The organism is Alphaproteobacteria bacterium (assembly GCA_033344895.1).
Lineage (GTDB): Bacteria > Pseudomonadota > Alphaproteobacteria > UBA8366 > Aestuariispiraceae > Pacificispira.
On record JAWPMN010000001.1, the window covers coordinates 1,296,503 to 1,318,919 of the forward strand.

Consider the following 22,417-nt stretch of genomic DNA (forward strand, 5'->3'; position numbering starts at 1 on the left):
GGGCTGTCCGGCGATGTCCATTTCCCAAAGACTGGATCTTCGGCAAAGCCAGAATCTCGTCATGACGCCTCAGTTGCAGCAGGCGATCAAGCTGCTGCAGCTTTCAAGCATGGATCTGGCCGCCTTCGTCGAGACGGAACTGGAACAGAATCCGATGCTGGAGCGGGACGAGGGCCCGTCTTCCGGTCGGGAGGAAGCGCAGCGTTCCGACGATGACGGTCCCGGAATCGACGCCGGATCGGCGGACAGTGCGGATCTTCTGTCCCCGGACGCCATGCCCGGAGCCTCCGCGGAAAGCCCGCTGGACACCGACTACTCCAACACTTTCGACGGTGAGATCGCCGGCCCTGGAATGGAGGATAACGGCGAATACCGTCCGGGCTCCTCCGGCCCCGACTTCGCCAAGGGCGGTTATGACGACGATCTGCCCGGCCTGGAAGCCACACTGAGCCGCGAAAAGACCCTGACCGAGCATCTGGAAGAGCAGTTGCAAGTCGAGATGGAGGGCCCTCAGGAGCGCCTGATCGGCCGCCATCTGATCGATGCGCTGGATGAGAACGGACGGCTTGCGGAACCTCTAGAAGAGATCGCGGACCGGCTAGGATGTGCCCTGGAGGAGGTTGAGCAGGTGCTCGCCTCGGTTCAGAAATTCGATCCGCCGGGCATTTTTGCGCGGTCGCTGCAGGAATGCCTGCGCCTGCAATTGGAGGACCGCAACCGTTACGATCCGGCCATGGCAGCGCTGCTGGATAATCTGGAACTGCTAGCCCGTCAGGACGTTTCGAAGCTGTTGCGGCTATGCGGTGTCGATTCCGAGGATCTGGCGGAGATGGTGTCGGAGATTCGGGCCCTGAATCCGCGGCCGGCGGCAGAATACGGTTTCGAGCCCGCCCAGCCGGTTGTCCCGGACGTCCTGGTGAAGGTCGGGCCGGACGGCGACTGGCTGGTCGAACTGAATCAGGATTCCCTGCCCAAGGTTCTGGTCAACGAACGCTATTATGCGCGGGTCGCCGGCAGCGCCCGGGACAAGACCGATAAGGATTTCATCGCCGAGCGCTTCCATACCGCGAACTGGCTGGTGAAGAGCCTGCAGCAGCGCGCGACGACCATTCTGAAAGTGTCGACCGAGATCGTGCGGCAGCAATCCGCCTTCCTGCATCACGGGGTCAGCCATCTGAAACCGCTGATCCTGCGCGACATTGCCGAAGCGATCGAAATGCACGAATCGACCGTCAGCCGGGTTACGTCCAACAAGTACATGGCTACACCGCGCGGGTTGTTCGAGCTGAAGTATTTTTTCACCACCGCCATTGCCGGCATGGATGGCGACACCCATTCGGCGGAATCCGTGCGGCATCGGATCCGGAGTCTGATCGATGCGGAGCCGCCGGACGCCATCCTGTCCGACGACAAGCTAGTCGAGATGCTGAATGCGGAAGGTATCGATATCGCCCGCCGGACGGTAGCCAAGTACCGGGAAGCCATGCGAATTCCCTCTTCGGTCCAGCGTCGGCGGCAGAAGAAAGCGGCCTTCCAGGCGAAATAATCCTGAATTATCAAAATTTTAACACATTCGTGTTTGATTGTGACTCAGGCTTGACACTCCGGCAGGGCAACACTAGGTTCCGCCCGCGCTTGAGGAGGGCCTGCTGAACGTCCCGCTTCGCGCTGGGGGCACACACCAAAAAATGTGGTGCGGCCCGTCAAGGTTTCGCAGTAGCATGGACGGTCAGAGGGCGGCCCATCGGTGCATCGGGTCCCTCCGATACGCGGGCCGTCGATAAACGGCCGTCGGTCAACGGCGGCCAGAACGACCGTGAAAGGGTTACGGACGCACCATGCAACTCTCCGTCAAAGGAAAACAGGTCGATATCGGTGACGCACTGCGCACACATATCGAAGACACACTGCCGGACGCAATCGGCAAGTATTTCGACAACACGACGGACGCCACCGTCACGATTTCCAAGGATGGCGGCCGTTTCAGCGTCGATATACAGGTGCATGTGTCCAAACGGGTTCTCGTCCATGGACATGGCGCCGGAAACGATGCCTACGGTGCACTGGAAGAAGCGACCGAACACGCAACCAAGCGCCTGCGCCGCTACAAGCGCCGCCTGCGCGATCACAAGCACAAGCTGTCCACGGCCGAAGCCGTGCCGGCCCTTCAATATGTCCTGCAGGCCGAAGCGGAAGTGTCGAATGACGACGACGTACAGGAGCAGGACGAACCGATCATTGTCGCGGAAATGCCGACCGAGGTGGAAAGCATGACCGTCGGCGAGGCCACGATGCGGATGGATCTGGCAAGCCACCCGGCCTTCCTGTTCCGAAATGTCAAGAACGGGCGGATCAACATGGTCTATGTCCGTCCCGACGGAAACATCGGATGGGTAGACCCGCAATCGGGCGCATAATCAAACCCCTGGCCAAATGAGAGCGTACCGCGCCGTCCGGCTTCCGGACGGCGCCGGGCGCGGGCGAGACTCGAAGAAAGAGTGAAACGTTATGGAATTGTGCGATCTGTTGACGTCCGAATCGGTGATCGAGAAGCTTGCCGTCACGTCCAAGAAGCAGGCGCTTCAGGAAGTGGCACGGCGCGGCGCGACCATCACCGGCATGGACGAACGTGCAATTTTCGACACGCTGCTGGAGCGTGAGCGCCTGGGCACAACCGGTGTCGGGAACGGCATCGCCATTCCGCATGGCAAGCTTCCCGGGTTGGAGCGGCCCTACGGCATTTTCGCGCGCCTCGCCCGTCCGATCGATTTCGACGCGATCGACGATCAGCCGGTGGACATCATCTTTGCCCTGCTGGCGCCCACCGATGCCGGTGCCGATCACCTGAAGGCCCTTGCACGCGTGTCGCGTCTGTTCCGTGACCGCGAGATGTGTGAGAAACTGCGCGGGTCGGACCGTGCGGACGCTCTGTACGGTCTGCTGACGGAGCCGACTGCGACCAGTCACGCAGCCTGATCCGGCACCTTTGCATGGACGACCGGCCGCCTCCCAAGATGGCCGGGGCCGTGCCTATCCCGCCAGAACGACCTGATTGCGCCCATTGTGTTTGGCGCCGTACAGCGCCTTGTCCGCTGCTTCGGCCAGGGATTCGACGCCATCGTTCCCGGGAAATCCGGCAATGCCGCAGGACAGCGTGACCCGAAAGGGCCCCTGCTGGCTGGGCTGTTCGATTTCCGAGAACCCTTCGCGAATATCGTTCAGCACGCGCGCCGCATTGTCCAATGGCGTTTCGGGCAGGGCGACGACGAACTCTTCGCCGCCATAGCGCCCGATAATGTCCGTCGTCCTCAACCGCTGCTTCAGCAGCAGCGAGAGGGACCGCAGCACCTGATCCCCGACGGGATGCCCATAGGTGTCGTTGACGCCCTTGAACTTGTCGATATCCAGCATGGCAAAGGCCAGGTCCTTGCCGCGCCGGCGCGCACCGGACAGGGCGATCGCGACCTGTTCCTTGGTGGCCGTATGATTCAGCAATCCGGTCAGGCTGTCGCGCACCATCATCGCACGCAGGGAACGGAAGCGCCGCGCGCGCAGCAGGACGGCGCCCAGCAGGTGATCCGGCCGGATCGGCTTGGTCAGGAAATCGTCGCCGCCGATCCGCATCACCCGCTGCTGAACGTCGCGATCCCCTTCCCCCGACAGGAAGACGATCGGGATGGAATCGTATGCCGGTTCCTGCCGGATCGCGGCGGCCAGTTCGCGGCCGTCGAAATCGGGCATGTAGAAGTCCATCAGGATCAGTTCCGGTCGGAAATCCGTCATGACATTCAGCGTCTCGGCGGCATCCGGTACGATCACCGTCTGGATGTTGGCGTGATGCAGGATCGCCTCGTGATAGCGGGCGATCTGGGGGTCATCGTCCACGATCATCACACGATAGGGCTGATCCTGATGAACACCCCCGAGCGATTCCAGACGGTCGACGATGTCGAATGCACTGTAGGGCGCGACGATATAGGCCGTGGCGCCACTGCGGATGGCGTTCACCCGCGCCGCCAGCGCGGCCTGGTCGGCCAGGAAAACGATCGCTGTCTCGGGGATTGCCTCGCACAGATCCAACAATGCCTTGCGCGTCGCTTCCGCCAGTTCAGGCCGGCGGGTACGCACTAGTACAAAAGGCGCATCGGCAAGCCGGACCGTATCCTGCAGTTCTTCCGCGGACGGGGCATGGGTAACGGAATATCCGAAAGGCGCCAACTGGGCGTCCAGGGTTTCGGACTCACCGGCGCAGTCGTCGAGAACGACGATTCCGGTCGGGTTAACCTCGATGGATTCTGTCACGATACTCCGCCCTGCCCAACGCTCCTTCTTGGGTTTTACCGTGCGCGGCAGGGTGCGACAACATGGTTAGGTTGGCCCGGAACGGCGGTACGGTCCCATATCCGAGAGAGCGTCACGCAATTGCGCCTCATGAGCGCGCTCCCCCTCCAGAAAACGGGCGACGGCATCGCGGAATCCCGGGTCGGGCAGCAAATGGGCGGAGAATGTCGTCACCGGCATATAGCCGCGCTGAATCTTGTGCTCGCCCTGGGTGCCGGCCTCGACCCGACCGAGGCCGCGGTCGATCGCGAAGTCGATGGCCATGTAGTAGCAGAGTTCGAAATGCAGAAACTTGTAGTCGGCGACGCACCCCCAGTTCCGACCGTACAGGGCATCGCCGCCAATCAGGTTCAGTGCCCCTGCAATCGGCCGGTCCGACGAATCAAAGGCCAGCATCAGCGCCACGCGATCCCGCACTCGCGCATGCAGCAGGTCGAAGAACTCCCGGGTCAGATAGGGCCCGCCCCATTTCCGATCGTAGGTGTCGGTATAGAAGGCATAAAAGGCATCCCAGAGGTCGGGGGTGATCGCGTCCCCGGTCACCGCCCGCGTGCTCAGCCCCGCCTCCGCCACGGCGCGCCGTTCCTTGCGGACCGCCTTGCGCTTCCGGGATGACAGCGCCGCCAGAAAGTCGTCGAAATTCCCATAGCCGTCATTACGCCAATGGAACTGATGCCCATGCCGGATGAGGAATCCGGATTGTTCCAGGATATCGGCCTGGCCTTTCTCCAGAAAGTTCACATGCAGGCTGGAAGCGCCGTGCCGTTCCGTCAGTTGCGCCATGGCGCTGACCAGATATCGGATGGCGAGGTTTGCATCCGGCGCTGCCCGGATCAGCATGCGCGGTCCCGGCACCGGCGTGAAGGGCACGGCGGACAGCAGTTTCGGATAATACTGCCCCCCGGCATTCTCGTAGGCATGGGCCCAGGCGTAGTCGAATATATACTCGCCCTGGGAATGACCCTTCAGATAGAGCGGCATCGCCGCGATCAGGGACCCGGCCTCGTCCCGGACCAGAAGATGCTGCGGCAGCCATCCGGTTTCCGCGCGAACCGAGCCGCTTTCTTCCAGACTGGACAGGAAGGCATGCGACAGGAACGGGTTGTCCGGCCCGGCACAGGCATCCCAGTCCGCCGCCGGGACTTCCGCCAACGACGCGCAGACTTCGACAATCGCTGAATTCTCGCCGTCGGGCATATCGATCCTCGCACTACGTCAACAAGCTTGTTCCGCAGCGCAGCAGATTCAAGATGCGGATGACAGGCTTTCGTCCGACGGGGAGAACCTGCCATGGTCCGTGAGGTCCCGGGCAAAGGCGAAGCCGTTCTTGCCGGCCTCCTTCGCGGCATATAGCGCGCTGTCCGCACGGTCGAAAAGTTCGGTTACCGTCGTCGCATCCCCGGGCAGGAATGCGATCCCGACGCTGCAGCCCACCTTGGCCGATGCGTCATCTGCCTGAAACGGATCCGTTATGGTCTGGACGATGCGCCCGGCAATGGCCCGGGCTTCGGACTGGAAATCGTCATGGTCGACCAGCACCACCAGCACGAACTCATCGCCGCCGAGCCGGGCGGCGATTTCCCCGCCGCGCACGATGTCGGTCAATCGGCGGGCGACGTCTTTCAGGACACTGTCCCCGGCGGCATGGCCCAGCCTGTCGTTGATCGGTTTGAAATTGTCCAGGTCGATATAGAGCAACGCAATCTGCTTGTTTTCCCGCTTGGCACGGGGAACCGCCGTTTCAAAATAGTTGTCCAGCGCCATGCGGTTCGGCAGTCCTGTCAGACGGTCGTGAAGCGCGGCAACCGACATCGTGTCCAGTGCCGTTTCCGTGCGCCGCAGACTGTGAATCAGGCGGTTCAGCGTCTCGGCCAGGGTCGCAATTTCCTTTGGCCCTTTGAAATGCGGAATTTCCGTCGCGTCGCCGGTGCGAATGCGATCCGACGACAGCGCGATCTCCGCCAAGGGGCGTGTCAGCATTCCGATCGCGATCCAGCCCAGAAGCGCCGCGGTCAGGGCGACCCCCATGCCCCAGAGGGCGACCTGCTGCTTCAGGCTTCGGATCGGTTCAAAGGCCGTACCTGTCGGTTGCCGCGTCAACACGGTCCAACCAAAGCCCTCGAAATCCAGATGCCCGTCGGCATAGGAATAGCCCGTCACGTATTCCCTGCCGTTCGGCCAGGTCTCCATCACCCAGCCGCTGCCCTTGCTCTCCTGGGCTGCCCTAAAAGCCTGCAGATCCAGCTTCCTGCCGGTTTCTCCTTCGTCATCGGCCAGCAGGACCGTTCCGTCACGCGCGATGATGTAGATGGAAACGTCGGCACGTAGGGCCGCGCTCTGCAGCAGAGACCGGCGCACCTCCCGCGCCCAGGCCCAACTGAGATGGGTGGCCAGAACGCCGACCGTCTCACCCGCCGCGGTGCGCAGCGGATACGCGATATCGACGAATTTCATCGGCTCACCCGTCGGATTCGGCAGCAGCGAGGCCAGCAGGACCGCATCGTGGACGTCGCCGATGAACCGGTCCCGGATACCCTCCTGGTATACCGGGCGGTGCGCGATGTTCGCGCCTTCCAGAATACCGTCCGACCCGACCACCACTGTTCCGTCCCGGGACAGCAACCCGATCCAGGAGAATGCGGGAATTGCGTCCTGCAGGGCCTCAATCAGGCGCCGGGCCTGCCCTGGATTCGCCATGTCCGCCAGGTCATCGATGATCGTGAGGGTCCTGACCTCACCGGACCGGGCCCACATGTCGCGGTCCAGCTTGTCGGCCATCTGATGGGACAATTCAGCCAGCCCGTTGCCGATATCCGTCTGCAGACGATTCGCCACAAGCTGGGTGACAACCAGTCCGATCGCCAGACTGACGGCAAGAATCGCGGCAGCCAACGCCAAGGCTGTCTGAAGTCGCAAACTCATGCTGTTTCGGGGGCTCTGAAGCCCCATTCCCTTACTCACCCATTCGGAGGCTAGCATGTTCCCCGGCGCCTTGTCTCCCGCCGTGGCCGGGCGTATTGCTCTATCCGCTTTCGCGCGAACTGAAAGTGTGTTTGTTTGAGTGGTCGCTCAAAAAAATTTAATCGGGGATGACGACATGACGGTGGATTCGACGGACGCGATCGTGATCGGCGCAGGCCATAACGGACTGGCCTGTGCGGGCTATCTGGCGCGGGCCGGCCTCAAGGTGACGGTCCTGGAACGGCGCGACGTGATCGGCGGCGCGGCCCTGACCGAAGAATTCCACCCCGGTTTCCGCAACTCCGTCTTTTCCTACCTCGTCAGCTTGCTGGACCGGGCGGTGATCCGGGATCTGGACCTCTACAGCCACGGCCTGACGCTGCTGGAACGCCCCGGCGGCAGCCTGTCGATCCTCGACGGGGACCACATGTATCTGCCGCGCGATCTGGATGGTGCGAAACGCGCTCTGTCCCGGTTTTCTAAGGCTGATGCCGAAGCCTATGGCGCCTTCGAGGATGTGCTGGAATCTCTTGGCGACGCAATCCGGGCAATCGCCAGCGAAGTCCCCCCCAACCTGGGCGGCGGTCTGGGCGACCTCTGGAAGCTGCTGGGCCAGGCGAATGTCCTGCGCAAGCTCTCCGCCGACCGCCAGGCCGATCTGGCGGAACTGATGACCATGTCGGTGGGGGACTATCTCGACCGCTGGTTCGAAAGCGACCCGATCAAGGGGCTGTACGGGTTCGAGGGTGTGATCGGCAATTTCGTTGACCCTTATGCGCAGGGATCGGCCTATGTGCTGTTGCACCATGTCTTCGGGCAGGTCGACGGTCGCACCGGCGCCTGGGCCTATGCCAAGGGCGGCATGGGGGCGATCACCCAGGCAATGGCGAACAGCTGCCGGGCAAAGGGGGTCGACATCCGCACCGATGCCGGCGTGAAGGAAGTAATCATCGAAGGCGGCAAGGCAAAAGGGGTCGTCCTGGAGGACGGATCGGTACTGCATGCGAAGATCGTCTCCGCCAATGTCCATCCGCAGATCCTGTTCGGCGATCTGATCGATCCCGCCCTGGCGCCGGACCGTTTCGCCAAGCGGATCGGCGGCTGGCGCAGCGAGAGCGCGACCTTCCGCATGAATGTCGCGTTGAGCGAACTGCCCCGTTTCGACAGCGTCGACCATGACGAGGCGGGCCTGACCGCCATGAAGAACACGATCGATATCTGCCCCTCGCTGGATTACATCCGCGATGCCTATGACGATGCGAAGCGCGACGGCTGGGCCAGGAATCCCGTTGTATCGATGTGCATCCCGACCCTGATGGACGACAGCCTGGCGCCCGAGGGATGCCATGTCATGAGCCTGTTCTGCCAGCACTTCCGGCGTCACCTGCCGGACGGCAAATCCTGGGACGACGAGCGCGAGAACGTCGCGGATCACATCATCGACACCGTCGCGCGGTACAGTCCGAACTTCCGTCAGGCCATTGTCGGGCGGCAGATCAACAGCCCGCTGGACATCGAGCGTAAACTGAATATGGTCGGCGGCGATATTTTCCACGGTGCGTTGCACTTGGATCAAATATTCTCCCTGCGCCCGGCCCCCGGGCATGCCGACCATAGAATGCCGATCCACGGCGTCTATCTGTGCGGATCCGGCGCCCATCCGGGTGGCGGTGTCAGCGGCATTCCGGGCCGCAATGCGGCGCGGGAGATCCTGAAAGACGTCAAGAGGAGACGGGTCGCGTGACCGATACCAGCGCCGCCGCGGGGCGACAGAGCCTTCCCGAGTTCATCGCCCTGGTGGCGCTGCTGATTTCCATGGTCGCCCTGACGATCGACGCCATGCTGCCCGCGCTGCCGGCCATCGGGGAGGACCTTGCCGTCCTGCGCGCCAATGACACCCAACTGGTCGTATCCCTGTTCTTCCTGGGGTTTGCGGTCGGTCAGTTCATCTATGGTCCGCTTTCGGACTCATTGGGCCGCAAAGGCGTGATCCTGGCCGGTCTGGCCGTTTTCGGGGCGGGCTGCATCCTCTCCATGACGGCAACCGACTATACCGTCATGCTGATCGGCCGGGTACTTCAGGGTCTCGGCGTCGCGGCACCGCGCATCGTCACGCTGGCCATCGTGCGCGACCGCTATGCCGGCCGCGGCATGGCCCGGATCATGTCCTTCGTCATGGCGGTCTTCATCATCGTCCCGGCCCTGGCGCCCAGCCTGGGTCAGGGGATCGAGCATCTCGCCGACTGGCGCGCCATCTTTTTCAGCCTGATCGCGCTGGGCCTGATCGGCGGCATCTGGATGCAGGTTCGACTGGAGGAGACCTTGCCGCGCGAGAACCGGGCGCCGCTTTCCGCAGGACGGGTCTGGGACGCCGTGACCGAAACCCTGAAAACCCGTGTCGCGGCCGGATACACCATTGCGGGCGGGTTCATTTTCGGCGCGTTCGTCGGCTATCTCAGCACCGCGCAGCAGGTGTTCCAGACGGTCTACGGCGTCGGCAACGACTTCCCGATCTATTTCGCCGTCCTGGCCCTGTCGATCGGGGCGTCGTCCTTCGTGAACGCGCGACTGGTTATGCGCCTGGGCATGCGTTTCCTGTCCTTCCTCGCCGTCTTCGCAATGACCGCCTTGTCGGCGGGCTTCGCCCTAGCCGCGTTTCTGCTCGACGGCGGCCTGCCCTTTCTCGGCTTTATGGCCTGGGGGCTGCTAAGCTTCTTCTGGGTCGGTCTGCTGTTCGGCAATCTGAATGCACTGGCCATGGAACCTCTGGGACATATCGCCGGCACGGCCGCATCGGTCATCGGCGCCGGGAGCACCCTGTTATCCATGGTGTTCGGCGTTGCGGTCGGCCAGGCCTTTGACGGCAGCGCGGTGCCGCTGATCAGTGGATTCGCCGTGCTGGGTCTGGGATGCGGCGTAACGATGCTGATCACCAATCGCGGTTGGCATGGCGCTGATTCTGCATAACGACCTGTTACTGCGTCTAAATCCCTGTTTCTGTTTATTTTCCGCGCTGCGGAATTAATTCCGGCAGGTGAATTCTGTTTGCTATTGGTAAGACCAATTGTAATAATTCTAATTCTTGGGTCAGGGGATACGGACCGCGGGAAAAGACGGTGCGACTCATGACCCTTAACGGGAGTTAGGAGGAAACCGTCCCATGGCAGACAAGAAGCATTCGAAGCCCGGTCTCGACCGGCGCAATTTCTTCAAGACCGCTGCGATCACGGGGGCCGCATTCGTCGGCGCCGGTGCAACGGCAGGCGGCCTGGCAAAACCCTGGATCCGGACAGCCGCCGCCGCCGGCACCACCTGGAAGATCCAGACATCCTGGCCGGGCGGCGTCGGCCTGCAGATCTTCAAGGACTGGTGCGGCAGCATCGCCGAAAAGACCGGCGGCGAATTGGCGTTCGAGCCCTTCGGCGCCAAAGACGTCGTCGGTGATTTTCAACTGTTCGACGCGGTCAAGAACGGCGTGCTGCAGGCGATGAACCCGTTCACGCTCTACTGGGCGGGCCGGATTCCGGCGTCGGTGTTCCTGAGTTCCTATCCGCTGGGCCTGCGCAACCCGCATGAGTGGGATGTCTTCTATTACGGCCTCGGCGGCCTGGAGAAGGCGCGCGCCTTGTTCGCGGAGCAGGGCATGCATTATGTCGGCCCGATACATCACGGCCCGAACATCATTCATTCCAAAGTACCGATCCAGTCGATCGACGATTTCCGGGGCCGCAAAATGCGGCTGCCCGGCGGCATGGTCGCGGAAGTCTTTCAGGCGGCCGGGGCGAAGACAACATTGCTGCCAGGTTCGGAAATCTTCCCGGCACTGGAAAAAGGCACGATCGACGTGGCGGATTATGTCGGTCCGGCGATCAACTACGCCCTGGGTTTCCATCAGGTCACCAAATACATCTCCATGGGCCCGCCCGGCTTCATGTCACTGTATCAGCCCGTCGACTTGATGGACCTGACCGTCGGCATGGACGCCTGGAACGCCCTGTCGCCCGAAATGAAGCAGTTCGTCGAAATGGAAGTCCACGTCTATTCCGACATGCATCACGCGGCGATCCAGAAGGCCGACCAAGAATCCTGGAAGAAGTTCGAAGAGGCCGGCACGATCGTCACGCGGCTGGGTGAATCCGATGTCGAGAAATTCACCGAACTGGCGATCCCGCGCTGGTTCGCCTGGGCGAACAAGGACAAGCACGCGGCCGAGATCTTCAAGATCCAGCTCGACTACATGATGTCGGGCAGCCTCGGCTATGTGACTCCGGGCATGGTCAAGGATCAGAAGCTCGACCTGTAATCGGCGGAACAGTCGGTAAATCCCTGTACCGACCGTCCGGGGGCGTGTTTTCCAAGATGGAAGCGCGCCCCCGGATGTCGCCGCCTTCCCGTGATTCGACGGTTCGGAGTGACATGAATGCCTGACTTGGAATTCGTATTGCCGCACTGGCTCTACTGGGCGGGGCTGATCGCCTTCCCGCTGATCGCCATGGCGCTGGTCAAGCGCGCCGGTGCAAAGGGCGGCACCAACCAGACCAATCTTGGCGTCGGCTATCTGTGCCTGATCACAGGCGGATTTGTCGGCATGCATCGACATTATCTGAAAAGCCTCTGGGGCTTTCTCTACCTCATCCCCTTCATCGGCATTCTGGTATGCAACACCTCCGGGCGCGACGCCCGGATCGCGCTCTCCCAGGTCAAGAACGACATTCTGTCCTATGAGTTCGAGGTGAAGCATTTCGGCAAGCGCGTCGCGGACGGATACGATGACCAGGACAAGCTGGATGCCGCACAATCGGCGCTGGCGTCGGCGCAGCAGACCATCACCGCCGCTCAGGAGACCGTGGCCTTCTACAACGACATGGCGGGCTGGCTGGCGATCGCCATCGCGGTGGGCCTGCTGATCGATGCGATCCTGCTGCCGCGCATGGTCGCGCGCTACCGCGAGAACGAACCCAGACGCGCCGACGATCCCCCGGTCGAGGACAACCGGATAGACCTGTCCGACAAGCCGTCCTGGTATCGCCCGATCGCCCATCTGAGCCGGCTCAGCGGCGAATTCGTGGCCTATTGGTGTGTCATCGCGGTCTTCGTCTACTACTACGAGGTCCTGGCGCGCTACGTCTTCAACTCCCCCACAAACTGGGCCCATGAAAGCATGTTCCTGATGTTCGGTATGCAGTATCTCATCTGCGGCGCCTATGCCTATCTGACCGACAGCCATGTGCGGGTCGATGTGTTCTACGCCAAACTCAGTCAGCGCCGGAAGGCAATCGCCGATATCGCGACTTCCTTCTTCTTCTTCGTTTTCGCCGGGACCCTGCTGGTCACCGGCTGGACCTTCGCGATGGATGCGATGCGTCAGATGGAAGGTCCGACGGGCAGTTGGGAAGTCAGTTTCACGGAATGGGCAATCCAGTACTGGCCGGTCAAGCTGGCCATGGTGCTGGGGGCGTTGCTGCTGGTCCTGCAGGGACTGGCGAAACTGGGCGAGGATATCGCGATCGCGGTCCGTCCTGATGTGAAGGAGGGCTGATCCATGGGGCTCGATATCCCGATTGAGTGGCTTACCCTCCTGATGTTCGGCAGCCTGCTGGTGTTGCTGATGGCCGGCCTGCCGCTTGCCTTCGTCACCGGGGGTCTGGCCTGCGTCTTCCTGTTCCTGGTCGGCGACAGCGCCAAGATCCTGAACATCGTCCCGTCCCGAATCTTCCCCCTGATGACCGACTATCAGCTCTCGGCCATACCGCTGTTCATATTCATGGCGGCGATACTGGAAAGGGCCGGCATCATCCAGGACATGTTCGACGTCATCTACAAGCTGCTGGGCGGACTGCGCGGCGGCCTGGCGTCGGCAACCATCCTGGCCTCGACCATTCTGGCCGCCATGGTCGGGGTGATCGGCGCCGCGGTGGTGACAATGGGCATCATCGCCCTGCCGTCGATGCTGAAGCGTCAGTACGATCCCAAGATCGCCATGGGCGCGATCATGGCCGGCGGCACATTGGGCATCCTGATCCCGCCGTCGATTCTGGCCATCATCTATGCAGTCGTTGCCGAACAGTCGGTTGGAGAACTGTTCATCGGTTCGGTCATTCCGGGCCTGCTGCTGTCGGGCATGTATATCGCCTATGTGTCGGTCCGCTGTGCGCTGGACCCGAAGAAGGGCCCGGCAATCCCCATCGAGGAACGCATCTCGGTTCGCGCGAAGTTCGCGCTGATGCGCGAAATGATGGCCCCGACCGTGCTGATCCTGCTGGTTCTCGGCGTCATCTTCACCGGCGTCGCAACCCCGGTGGAGGCAGCCGGGATCGGCACCTTCGGCGCCTTCATGGTGGCTGCCCTGCACCGCCGGCTGAGCTGGATCACGGTGCGCGAAGCCTGCATCACGACCATCAAGGCCTCGTCCATGGTGCTGTGGATCATCTTCGGCGCCACGGTCTTTGTCGGCCTCTATGTCTTCGAAGGCGGTCAGACCTTCGTGCAGGAGGCAATCGACGCCACCGGCCTTGGCGACTGGGGCGTGCTGATCCTGATGATGTTCATCCTGGTCATACTCGGCATGTTCCTGGACTGGGTCGGCATCCTGTTGCTCTGCGTTCCGATCTTCATCCCGATCATCAAGACCATGACCTTCGGCGGCCATGTCGCGCCGGAGGAGATCATGGTCTGGTTCGGGGTCCTGTATCTGGTGAACATGCAGATGTCGTTCCTGTCCCCGCCCTTCGGCTATGCGTTGTTCTATCTGAGGGGCGTCGCACCACCGGAAATCCCGATGAGCGACATCTTCAAATCGGCCCTGCCCTTCCTGGCTCTCCAGATCGTCGGACTGGTGCTGTGCATGATGTTCCCCGATCTGATCACCTGGCTGCCGAGGCTGGTCTACGGTTGATCCGGATCGCGGAACGATACCGCTGAAGGCAAACCTCTGGGCGGGCCGGGAAACCGGCCCGCCGCTTTGTTCATTGCCGCACTGCAAGATCAGCGCTATATGCGAAGCGTCATGATGCTTCTCTATCACCTCTGGCTCTCACCGCATTGCCGCAAGGTCCGGCTGATGCTGGGCGAAAAGCAGCTCACCTTCGAAACGCGGATCCAGAAGACCTGGGACCGCGACGAGGCGTTTCTGGCGGTCAACCCGACCGGCGACGTGCCGGTGCTGGTGGACGAGGACGGAAACCGGGTCTGCGGCTCCCAGCCGATCTGCGAATATCTGGACGAGATGTATGGCGATCAGCCGCTGATCGGCACCGGTGCCGTGATGCGCGCCGAAGTCCGCCGCCTGATCGAATGGTTCGACATCAAGTTCCATGACGAGGTCGGCGTGAATCTGGTCGAAGAGAAGATCATGAAACGCTTTCTCGGCCTCGGGGAGCCGAGCTCCTCCGCCGTGCGCGCCGGGGGCCGGAACATTCACACCCATCTGGGCTATATCGGCTGGCTGGCCGAACGGCGCACCTGGTTGGCCGGGGATGAGCTGACACTGGCGGATCTGACAGCGGCGGCCCATCTGTCCTGCGTCGACTATGTCGGCGATGTGCCCTGGGACGACCATCCGGAAGCCAAGGACTGGTATGCGCGAATCAAGTCGCGGCCGTCCTTCCGGCCGATCCTGGGCGACCATATCCCCGGGGCGCCGCCGCCGAAACATTACGCGGATCTGGATTTCTGAACGCGACGAGACAATAGGAAGCGAACCCATGAAAATCGACGGAATGCCCGCCATTGTGACCGGTGCGGCGTCGGGTCTGGGCGAAGGCACCGCCCGGGCGCTGGCCGCGAAGGGCGCGAAGGTTACCCTGCTGGACATGAATGGCGACCGGCTGGAGCAGGTGGCAGCGGAAATCGGCGGCCTGCCGATCGTGTGCGACGTCACCGATTCCGCCGAGGCCGAGGCGGCCGTTGCCAAGGCGCATGAAGCCCACGGCGCCTGCGCCATCGCGGTCAACTGCGCCGGAATCGCCCCCGCCGCAAAGATCGTCGGCCGGGACGGGCCGATGGAACTGGACGCCTTCAGGAAGGTGATCGAGGTCAACCTGATCGGCACCTTCAACATGCTGCGCCTGACCGCCGCCGACATGGCAGGCCGGGAGCCGAACGAGGACGGAGAGCGTGGCGTGATCGTCAACACGGCGTCCATCGCCGCCTTCGAAGGCCAGATCGGCCAGGCGGCCTATGCCGCATCGAAGGGGGGCGTTGTCGGCCTGACCCTGCCGGCGGCGCGGGAATTCGCGCGCACCGGCGTGCGGGTGAACGCCATCGCGCCGGGCCTGTTCGGCACGCCGATGCTGCTGGGCATGCCGCAGGAAGTTCAGGACAGCCTGACCTCGACACTGCCCTTCCCGCAGCGTTTCGGGAAGCCGGAAGAATACGCCGCGCTGGTCGTCCATATGGTCGAGAACACGGTCATGAACGGCGAATGCGTCCGGCTGGACAGCGCCCTGCGGATGCAGCCCCGTTAACCGCGCATCGTCTCCAGGAACGTGTCCACCGAAGAACGCAGGGTTTCCGCCTGACGCGCCAGTTCCTGGGCGGCCTGCAGTACCTCTTCCGCGGATCGGCCGGTTTCCCGCGCACTGTGGCTGACTTCGACCACGGTATCGGAAACGGCGCGCGTTCCCTGGGCCGCTTCCTGCACGTTGCGGGCGATCTCCTGCGTCGCCGCCCCCTGCTGCTCGACGGCCACGGAGATGGTCCCCGCAATGGCGCGGACCTCTTCGATGACCGACGAAATCCGTTCGATCGCATCCACCGCGGTTCCGGTGGCGGTCTGCATGCCGGCGACCTGATTCGTGATGTCTTCCGTCGCCTTGGCGGTCTGGTTGGCCAGATTCTTCACCTCGTTCGCGACGACGGCGAAGCCCTTGCCCGCCTCGCCGGCGCGGGCCGCCTCGATTGTCGCATTCAAGGCCAGCAGGTTCGTCTGCTCGGCGATCTCGCGGATCAGTTCGATGACATCGCCAATATGGTTCGCGGCCTGTTTCAGCCCGTCGACCTCCGCATTGGCTTCGGCCGCGACCGAGACGGCACGTTCGGTGACCTCGTTGGACTGCCCGACGGAACGCGTGATCTCCTGGACGGAGACGGAGAGCTGTTCCGCCGCAGCCGCCACCGTTTCGACATTGCCGGTCGCGGTCTGCGCGATGTTGCGGACGCTTTCCGCCCGTTCGCCCGCACTGGCCGCATGCTGCGTCATGCCGGCGGAGGTCGCCTCCATTTCCGTGGCGGCGGAGGCGAGGATGTCCACAACCCCCTTCACACCGTTCTCGAAGTCGTCCGCCATGCCGCGCACGCGCCCGTCACGCCCCTGCATGAAGGCGACCGCCGCGTTGATCGCATTGGCCGACCGCCGATAGCCGCCGGGCATCCCGCGCAGCAGGATGCGCCGGAAGAACCGGCCGCGGGAGACATGCTCCAAAGAGGCTTCCGCCTCACGCACGAAGGAATCGGTGATGTCGATCATGTGATTGACCGCCTGCGCCAGCGAGCCGATGCCGCCGCCCCCCGAGCTGGGTACGATCCGGGCTTCGAAGTCCCCGGCCCCGGCACGTCGGCAGATCCCGGCAATGCGGGCGATATCCGTCACCGCCCGGCGCACCAGCAAGGCCGACGCAATCGCCAGCACGACCGCGATGACGGCCGCCGCAATTCCGAAGACGGGAACGGCCGCAAACCCCGCGCCGATACCGGCAAGGCCGAACAGGGCCGCACCCCAGGCAGCCGAACCGGCCCAGAACAATGCGTCGCGGCCCGATCGCTGCGGCGCCTCAAAGTGTGAAGACGTACTCTTCATACTGCTTCCCCGTGTTCCTGACGGTTTCCATCATGGCGGCAAAGGAGGCCTGCATGCCTTCCTTCGCATTGCCGTGGCGCCCTTCCATATCAAGCAACGTCTTGTAGATCGGCTCGATCCTGGCCAGCGATTCGCGCGATGGTGCTCGCCGGTTGGAATGGTATCCGATGATTTCGTCACGCTCGTTCAGACTGGGGGTAACATGGGCAAAGACCCAGTAATGATTCCCCGTCTTCGTCATGTTCTTCACATAGGCGAAAATTTCCTGCTTCCGCTGCAGCGTGTCCCACAGCAGCTTGAAGACGCAGCGCGGCATGTCCGGGTGACGCAGAATGGAATGCGGCTGCCCCAGCAGTTCGCCTTCGGTATAGCCTGATATCCCGACAAAGACATCGTTGGCATAGGTGATCCGTCCCTTCAGATCGGTCTTGGAAACGATGATATCGTTCTCGCCGAAAGTGACTTCCCTGCCGGTGGGTTTGACGGCGTATTTTGCCATGTCGGTCTCTCCTGCGACCGTGCCGATCGGGCACGTTTCCTCCATTTCGGCGCAACCTATATGGAACGTCGGAAATCGGAAACGGAATTCGGAACCGTTGTCGGTCCGGCAATGATATTGCCCTTCAGCGCGCCGATCCTTTAACGTTCGGACAGTTCGTGACCGGGCACCGGTTTCATGCGACCATCCGCGCAGTTGCGCGCCGCCCGCGCCATTGTCATGGTCTGCGGCGGTAGAACGCAGAAAGACGGGTATGTCAAAGCCCGCGCTGGTCCATCCGAGCCCCTGAAGGGGCCGTCTGAACAAGGGGAAACGCCTCATGCATTCCGAAGTTTTTCCGGTCCCGTCCGATGTCGCCGAACGCGCGCTGATCGACAATTCCAAGTATCTGGAAATGTACGAGCAATCCGTGAAGGACCCGGAAGCCTTCTGGGGCGAACACGGCAAGCGGATCGATTGGATCAAGCCCTATACCAAGGTCAAGAACGTCGACTTCAACATCCCGAACGTCTCGATCAAATGGTATGAGGACGGCACCCTCAATGCCTCCTACAACTGCATCGACCGGCATCTGGAAACGCGCGGCGACCAGACTGCGATCATCTGGGAAGGCGACGACCCGAAGGATGACGCGACGATCACCTATCGCCAGTTGCACGAACATGTCTGCCGACTGGCCAACGCGCTGAAGGATCAGGGCGTCAAGAAGGGCGACCGGGTTTGCATCTACATGCCGATGATCCCCGAAGCCGCCTATGCCATGCTGGCCTGCGCCCGGATCGGCGCCGTCCATTCCATCGTCTTCGGCGGTTTCTCCCCCGACGCGCTGGCCGGCCGCATCCAGGACAGCGACTGCGTCGCGGTGATCACGGCCGACGAAGGCCTGCGCGGCGGCCGTAAGGTGCCGCTGAAGGCCAATACCGACAAGGCCCTGGCCAATTGCCCATCGGTCAAATCCTGCATCGTGGTGAAGCGAACGGGCGGCGAAATCGGCTGGGTCGACGGCCGCGACGTCTGGTATCACGACGTCACCGCCGCCGCCTCGCCTGATTGCGCGCCGGAGGAGATGAACGCCGAGGATCCGCTATTCATCCTCTACACGTCGGGGTCAACCGGGAAGCCGAAGGGCGTGCTGCACACGACCGGCGGCTACATGGTCTATGCCTCGATGACGCATGAATACGTCTTCGACTATCACGACGGCGATATCTATTGGTGCACGGCCGATGTGGGCTGGGTTACCGGGCACAGCTATATCGTCTATGGCCCCCTGGCCAATGGCGCGATCTCGCTGATGTTCGAGGGCGTGCCGAACTATCCGGACAGCTCACGCTTCTGGCAGGTCTGCGACAAGCACAAGGTGAACACCTTCTACACCGCGCCGACCGCAATCCGCGCGCTGATGCGCGAAGGGAATGGCCCGGTCGAGAAATGCTCGCTGGACAGCCTGCGCCTGCTGGGGTCGGTCGGGGAACCGATCAATCCGGAAGCCTGGCTGTGGTACTACGACGTCGTCGGCAAGAAGCGCTGCCCGATCGTCGACACCTGGTGGCAGACGGAAACCGGCGGCATCCTGATTACACCGCTGCCCGGCGCGACCGACCTGAAGCCGGGCTCCGCCACGCGGCCCTTCTTCGGCGTGCGGCCCCAGATCGTCGACAATGACGGTAACCCGCAGGACGGCGCGACCGAGGGCAACCTCTGCATCACGGAGAGCTGGCCGGGCCAGATGCGAACGGTCTATGGCGACCATGAACGCTTCATGCAGACCTATTTCTCGACCTACAAGGGCAAGTATTTCACCGGGGACGGCTGCCGCCGCGACGAGGACGGCTACTACTGGATTACCGGCCGCGTCGACGACGTTATCAACGTGTCCGGCCACCGCATGGGCACGGCCGAGGTCGAAAGCTCGCTGGTCGAGCACAAGGACGTGGCGGAGGCCGCCGTGGTCGGTGCGCCGCATGACGTGAAGGGTCAGGGCATCTATGCCTATGTCACGCTGAATGCCGGCGTCACCGCGACGGACGAGCTGAAGAAGGAACTGGTCCAGTGGGTCCGCAAGGATATCGGCCCGATCGCCAGCCCGGACTGGCTGCAATGGGCACCGGGCCTGCCGAAGACCCGGTCCGGCAAGATCATGCGCCGTATCCTTCGAAAGATCGCCGAGGATGATTTCTCCAATTTGGGCGACACTTCCACCCTGGCCGATCCGGGCGTGGTCAACGACCTGATCGAGAACCGGCAGAACCGAAAGGGGTGAGCCGAAAGCGCAATTTCGAAACCGTTTGGAAGGGGCTGCTTCGGCGGCCCCTTTTCTTTGTGCACTGCGGGGTAGATTGTTGCGCGGGCGGAACCGGTTACCACAGCCACGACACGCGTGGCCGCACGCAAATGTAATAAGGCAACAAATCCCTCAATTCGTTCCGTGGGTTCACAAAACCGTCACGGGTACTGTGCCATTAGAGTGCGCCTTCGCCATCCCGGCGCCTCAGATTGCAGGACCCCTGGCTCCCCCATGTCTATCAAAATTCGCATCTACATCGTTATCGGTATCCTGTCGTTGACCCTGACGGCAGTTGCCGGTCTGGAATTCGCGAAGTCCTTTTCGCAACTGACCACCTTCAACCAGATGCTCTTCCGGGAATCGGCGGCGCGCCGCCTCGAAGGGATGACCCGCGATATCGTCTTCGTCCGCGACGTGGTCGACCTGATTGCAGTGAACAAGGCCTTCCCGATCGGCACGACCGAAGAAGATCTGGACCGGAGGGCGGGCGAACTGGTCGACGCACTGACGACGCTCCTGACGACACCGGAAATCAGGAAATCCTCCCCCGGCGCCGAGGGCATCCTGATCGGGCTGGAACCCGCCATGGCTTTGCGCCGGGAAATCCGGGACATGGTCCGACGCGGCGATTCCGTGCCGAAGGAAATGTCCGCGCGCTGGCGCGAGGCGACCGACACGCTGCTGCATCAGGTCATCAACCTGCGGCGCGATCTGGAGGCATCCGCCGCCGGCGCCCCCGGCAGCGCGGCCTTGCTGGACATGCGGGACATGCTGAACAGTCTGGCCGAGATTTCCGGCCGGGAGCGCGTCAGGATCTATCGCTATGTCGCGAAGAACATCCCGATGTTCCCCAACGAGGTCATTCCCCTGCGCGCTCTGGCCGGCGGCATTACGGTTCGGCTAGGCGATATCCGGAACAACGTGTCCCGCCTGCCCTCGGATCTGACGACCACGACGACGGGTGCCATCGACATCTATGCAAATGAGGTGGAAACCATGCGCGACACCGCGCTGACCGCCGGTCAGGCGGCAATGGATTATCCGATGACCGCGGACGAATGGTATCAGACCTCCCGGCGCGGCACGGTGGCCATCCATGACGCCATCGACGCGGTCAATATGCGGATCGACGCGAACCTGAATGCCGTGCGGGATTCAGCGGCGACCGCGCTCTATATATCAGGCGGTGGAATCGTCTTTGTCCTGTTCACTATCGCCTTTGCGGTCTGGACCACACAGGCCCGCATCCAACGGCCGATCTCGCAGTTGACCGAGGTGATGACCGAACTGGCGCATGGAAACATCGATGTACCGTCGCCGGACTTTCGCGCAATCACCGAACTGGCGGAAATGGGCGTCGTCATCGACCGCTTCAAGGATGAAGCCAGGGCGAACGAGACCTATCGGGCCGAACAGGAAGCCTTCAAGCAGCAGGTCGTCGCGGATCAGAGCCGCCGCAACATCGAACTGGCCGACCGTTTCCAGGCCGCGCTTGGCGCGGTCGTCCAGGACCTGGTCGCCAACGCGGACTCTCTCGCCGGCGCTGCCGGTGACGTGCGATCCAAGGCGCGGGACAGCGCAGAGCGAGGCCAACGCATTTCGAACGATACGGTCCGGGCGGAAACCGACATCCAGGCCATCGCAACCGCGATCCAGGAGCTCGATTCCGCCATCCATGAAGTGGCACAGCAGGTCGGCTCGGCCGCCAGTCAGACGCTCGAGGCCGCGTCCCGATCCCGCGAGGCCGCGGAGCGTGTCGATCACCTCAACCAGACCTCCTCGGCGATTCGCGATGTCGTTCGACTGATCTCCGACATCGCGGAGCAGACCAACCTCCTGGCACTGAACGCGACCATCGAGGCCGCCCGGGCCGGGGATGCCGGCAAGGGTTTCGCGGTGGTCGCGAACGAGGTGAAGACCCTCGCCACGGAAACCAAGCGGGCCACGACCCAGATTGCGGATCAGATCGGCGGCATGCTGCAGGACATCGGCGCGACCACCGATGTGGTCAAGCAGATCGCCACCACCGTCGACCGGGTCAGCGAGACCGTCCAGGGCATCACCGCCGCCGCCGAGGAACAAAGCGCGACGACCAATTCGGTCGCCGAGTCGATGTCCAAGTCGTCGCGCCGAATGGCTCGGGTCCGGCAGGACGTGGAGACCATGGCGCTGCTGGCCCGTGAAACCGGCGATGCGGTCGCCGGGGTGGCAACCTCGACCGAGACGCTGGCCCGATCCAGCGGTGCCCTGCAGACAGAGACGTCCACCTTCCTGGAAAGCGTCCGGACCCAGGGATGACATAGGGCGCGGCAAACGCATGGCACAAAGAGCATGCGTTGGATGCAGCGTGAGGCTCATCACCCTCTCCGGTTGCTGTTTGTGATATTTTTGACTCCTTTGCGGCTTTCGCGCCCCCTCCCATGGGGTCAGCACTTGCAGGTGAACAGAGCTCATGACTAGGATACTCATACGTACCTTGGGGGCAGGGGCGGCAACCGGTGTGATCCGTCGAAGGCAGACGGCGTTGTCGTAA

At 62.6% G+C, this 22,417-nt stretch carries 17 protein-coding genes; 12 read left to right on the forward strand and 5 right to left on the reverse strand.

What is annotated here, in order from left to right:
• Positions 1 to 13: 13 nt before the first annotated feature.
• The 3 genes from rpoN to ptsN all read left to right on the forward strand — a co-directional run bounded on the left by rpoN (position 14) and on the right by ptsN (position 2,976).
• The gene (gene rpoN / locus R8L07_06325; GenBank protein MDW3205143.1) at positions 14 to 1,546 is read left to right on the forward strand and encodes an RNA polymerase factor sigma-54; all 1,533 of its coding nucleotides are present in this window, start codon (positions 14 to 16) and stop codon (positions 1,544 to 1,546) included.
• Positions 1,547 to 1,838: 292 nt separating this feature from the next.
• A complete protein-coding gene (gene raiA / locus R8L07_06330) occupies positions 1,839 to 2,417 on the forward strand; it encodes a ribosome-associated translation inhibitor RaiA (protein MDW3205144.1) in 579 nt (192 codons plus the stop codon).
• Positions 2,418 to 2,508: 91 nt separating this feature from the next.
• Positions 2,509 to 2,976, forward strand: a complete 468-nt coding sequence (ptsN, locus tag R8L07_06335; protein MDW3205145.1) for a PTS IIA-like nitrogen regulatory protein PtsN — start codon at positions 2,509 to 2,511, stop codon at positions 2,974 to 2,976.
• A gap of 54 nt (positions 2,977 to 3,030) precedes the next feature.
• Here the strand turns inward: ptsN and R8L07_06340 are convergent, their stop codons facing one another.
• From R8L07_06340 to R8L07_06350, 3 genes are all read right to left on the reverse strand, one after another.
• A complete protein-coding gene (locus tag R8L07_06340) occupies positions 3,031 to 4,302 on the reverse strand; it encodes a diguanylate cyclase (GenBank protein MDW3205146.1) in 1,272 nt (423 codons plus the stop codon).
• A gap of 66 nt (positions 4,303 to 4,368) precedes the next feature.
• Positions 4,369 to 5,538, reverse strand: coding sequence for a GNAT family N-acetyltransferase (locus R8L07_06345; GenBank protein ID MDW3205147.1), 1,170 nt, complete (start codon positions 5,536 to 5,538; stop codon positions 4,369 to 4,371).
• A gap of 48 nt (positions 5,539 to 5,586) precedes the next feature.
• Positions 5,587 to 7,263, reverse strand: a complete 1,677-nt coding sequence (locus tag R8L07_06350) for a GGDEF domain-containing protein (protein MDW3205148.1) — start codon at positions 7,261 to 7,263, stop codon at positions 5,587 to 5,589.
• Positions 7,264 to 7,438: 175 nt separating this feature from the next.
• On the opposite strand from R8L07_06350, the gene R8L07_06355 reads away from it, so the two are divergent.
• From R8L07_06355 to R8L07_06385, 7 genes are all read left to right on the forward strand, one after another.
• On the forward strand, positions 7,439 to 9,046 hold the full coding sequence (locus R8L07_06355; protein MDW3205149.1) for an NAD(P)/FAD-dependent oxidoreductase: 1,608 nt from the start codon (positions 7,439 to 7,441) through the stop codon (positions 9,044 to 9,046).
• Positions 9,043 to 10,269, forward strand: coding sequence for a multidrug effflux MFS transporter (locus R8L07_06360; protein ID MDW3205150.1), 1,227 nt, complete (start codon positions 9,043 to 9,045; stop codon positions 10,267 to 10,269). Before R8L07_06355 ends, R8L07_06360 begins: the two co-directional genes overlap by 4 nt.
• 193 nt (positions 10,270 to 10,462) lie before the next feature.
• Entirely contained in the window at positions 10,463 to 11,605 is a 1,143-nt protein-coding gene (gene dctP / locus R8L07_06365) for a TRAP transporter substrate-binding protein DctP (protein ID MDW3205151.1), read from the forward strand.
• A gap of 117 nt (positions 11,606 to 11,722) precedes the next feature.
• Entirely contained in the window at positions 11,723 to 12,841 is a 1,119-nt protein-coding gene (locus R8L07_06370; protein MDW3205152.1) for a TRAP transporter small permease subunit, read from the forward strand.
• A gap of 3 nt (positions 12,842 to 12,844) precedes the next feature.
• Positions 12,845 to 14,197, forward strand: coding sequence for a TRAP transporter large permease subunit (locus tag R8L07_06375; protein MDW3205153.1), 1,353 nt, complete (start codon positions 12,845 to 12,847; stop codon positions 14,195 to 14,197).
• 111 nt (positions 14,198 to 14,308) lie between these two features.
• A complete protein-coding gene (locus R8L07_06380) occupies positions 14,309 to 14,977 on the forward strand; it encodes a glutathione S-transferase family protein (GenBank protein ID MDW3205154.1) in 669 nt (222 codons plus the stop codon).
• 28 nt (positions 14,978 to 15,005) lie between these two features.
• On the forward strand, positions 15,006 to 15,767 hold the full coding sequence (locus tag R8L07_06385; protein MDW3205155.1) for an SDR family NAD(P)-dependent oxidoreductase: 762 nt from the start codon (positions 15,006 to 15,008) through the stop codon (positions 15,765 to 15,767).
• On the opposite strand, the gene R8L07_06390 is transcribed toward R8L07_06385, so the two are convergent.
• Both R8L07_06390 and R8L07_06395 read right to left on the reverse strand, forming a co-directional pair.
• Entirely contained in the window at positions 15,764 to 17,098 is a 1,335-nt protein-coding gene (locus R8L07_06390; GenBank protein MDW3205156.1) for a methyl-accepting chemotaxis protein, read from the reverse strand. The two genes, R8L07_06385 and R8L07_06390, sit on opposite strands and share 4 nt — an antisense overlap.
• Positions 17,073 to 17,597 carry a PAS domain-containing protein gene (locus R8L07_06395; protein MDW3205157.1) on the reverse strand — a complete coding sequence of 175 codons (525 nt, stop codon included), beginning with the start codon at positions 17,595 to 17,597 and terminating at the stop codon, positions 17,073 to 17,075. The genes R8L07_06390 and R8L07_06395 overlap by 26 nt, the downstream gene beginning before the upstream one ends.
• 319 nt (positions 17,598 to 17,916) lie before the next feature.
• Here R8L07_06395 and acs point away from each other — a divergent pair, with 319 nt between their 5' ends.
• Positions 17,917 to 19,860: an acetate--CoA ligase gene (acs, locus tag R8L07_06400; GenBank protein MDW3205158.1), complete on the forward strand. Its 1,944-nt coding sequence runs from the start codon at positions 17,917 to 17,919 to the stop codon at positions 19,858 to 19,860.
• A gap of 255 nt (positions 19,861 to 20,115) precedes the next feature.
• On the forward strand, positions 20,116 to 22,182 hold the full coding sequence (locus tag R8L07_06405) for a methyl-accepting chemotaxis protein (protein ID MDW3205159.1): 2,067 nt from the start codon (positions 20,116 to 20,118) through the stop codon (positions 22,180 to 22,182).
• Positions 22,183 to 22,417 lie beyond the last annotated feature (235 nt).

Excerpts from the sequence above, each read along its gene's own strand:
- rpoN (MDW3205143.1), top strand. The coding sequence starts at position 14 with ATGTCCATTTCCCAAAGACTGGATCTTCGGCAAAGCCAGAATCTCGTC.
- raiA (MDW3205144.1), top strand. The coding sequence starts at position 1,839 with ATGCAACTCTCCGTCAAAGGAAAACAGGTCGATATCGGTGACGCACTG.
- ptsN (MDW3205145.1), top strand. The coding sequence starts at position 2,509 with ATGGAATTGTGCGATCTGTTGACGTCCGAATCGGTGATCGAGAAGCTT.
- R8L07_06345 (MDW3205147.1), bottom strand. The coding sequence starts at position 5,538 with ATGCCCGACGGCGAGAATTCAGCGATTGTCGAAGTCTGCGCGTCGTTG.
- R8L07_06350 (MDW3205148.1), bottom strand. The coding sequence starts at position 7,263 with ATGAGTTTGCGACTTCAGACAGCCTTGGCGTTGGCTGCCGCGATTCTT.
- R8L07_06355 (MDW3205149.1), top strand. The coding sequence starts at position 7,439 with ATGACGGTGGATTCGACGGACGCGATCGTGATCGGCGCAGGCCATAAC.
- dctP (MDW3205151.1), top strand. The coding sequence starts at position 10,463 with ATGGCAGACAAGAAGCATTCGAAGCCCGGTCTCGACCGGCGCAATTTC.
- R8L07_06370 (MDW3205152.1), top strand. The coding sequence starts at position 11,723 with ATGCCTGACTTGGAATTCGTATTGCCGCACTGGCTCTACTGGGCGGGG.
- R8L07_06375 (MDW3205153.1), top strand. The coding sequence starts at position 12,845 with ATGGGGCTCGATATCCCGATTGAGTGGCTTACCCTCCTGATGTTCGGC.
- R8L07_06380 (MDW3205154.1), top strand. The coding sequence starts at position 14,309 with ATGATGCTTCTCTATCACCTCTGGCTCTCACCGCATTGCCGCAAGGTC.
- R8L07_06385 (MDW3205155.1), top strand. The coding sequence starts at position 15,006 with ATGAAAATCGACGGAATGCCCGCCATTGTGACCGGTGCGGCGTCGGGT.
- R8L07_06390 (MDW3205156.1), bottom strand. The coding sequence starts at position 17,098 with ATGAAGAGTACGTCTTCACACTTTGAGGCGCCGCAGCGATCGGGCCGC.
- R8L07_06395 (MDW3205157.1), bottom strand. The coding sequence starts at position 17,597 with ATGGCAAAATACGCCGTCAAACCCACCGGCAGGGAAGTCACTTTCGGC.
- acs (MDW3205158.1), top strand. The coding sequence starts at position 17,917 with ATGCATTCCGAAGTTTTTCCGGTCCCGTCCGATGTCGCCGAACGCGCG.
- R8L07_06405 (MDW3205159.1), top strand. The coding sequence starts at position 20,116 with ATGTCTATCAAAATTCGCATCTACATCGTTATCGGTATCCTGTCGTTG.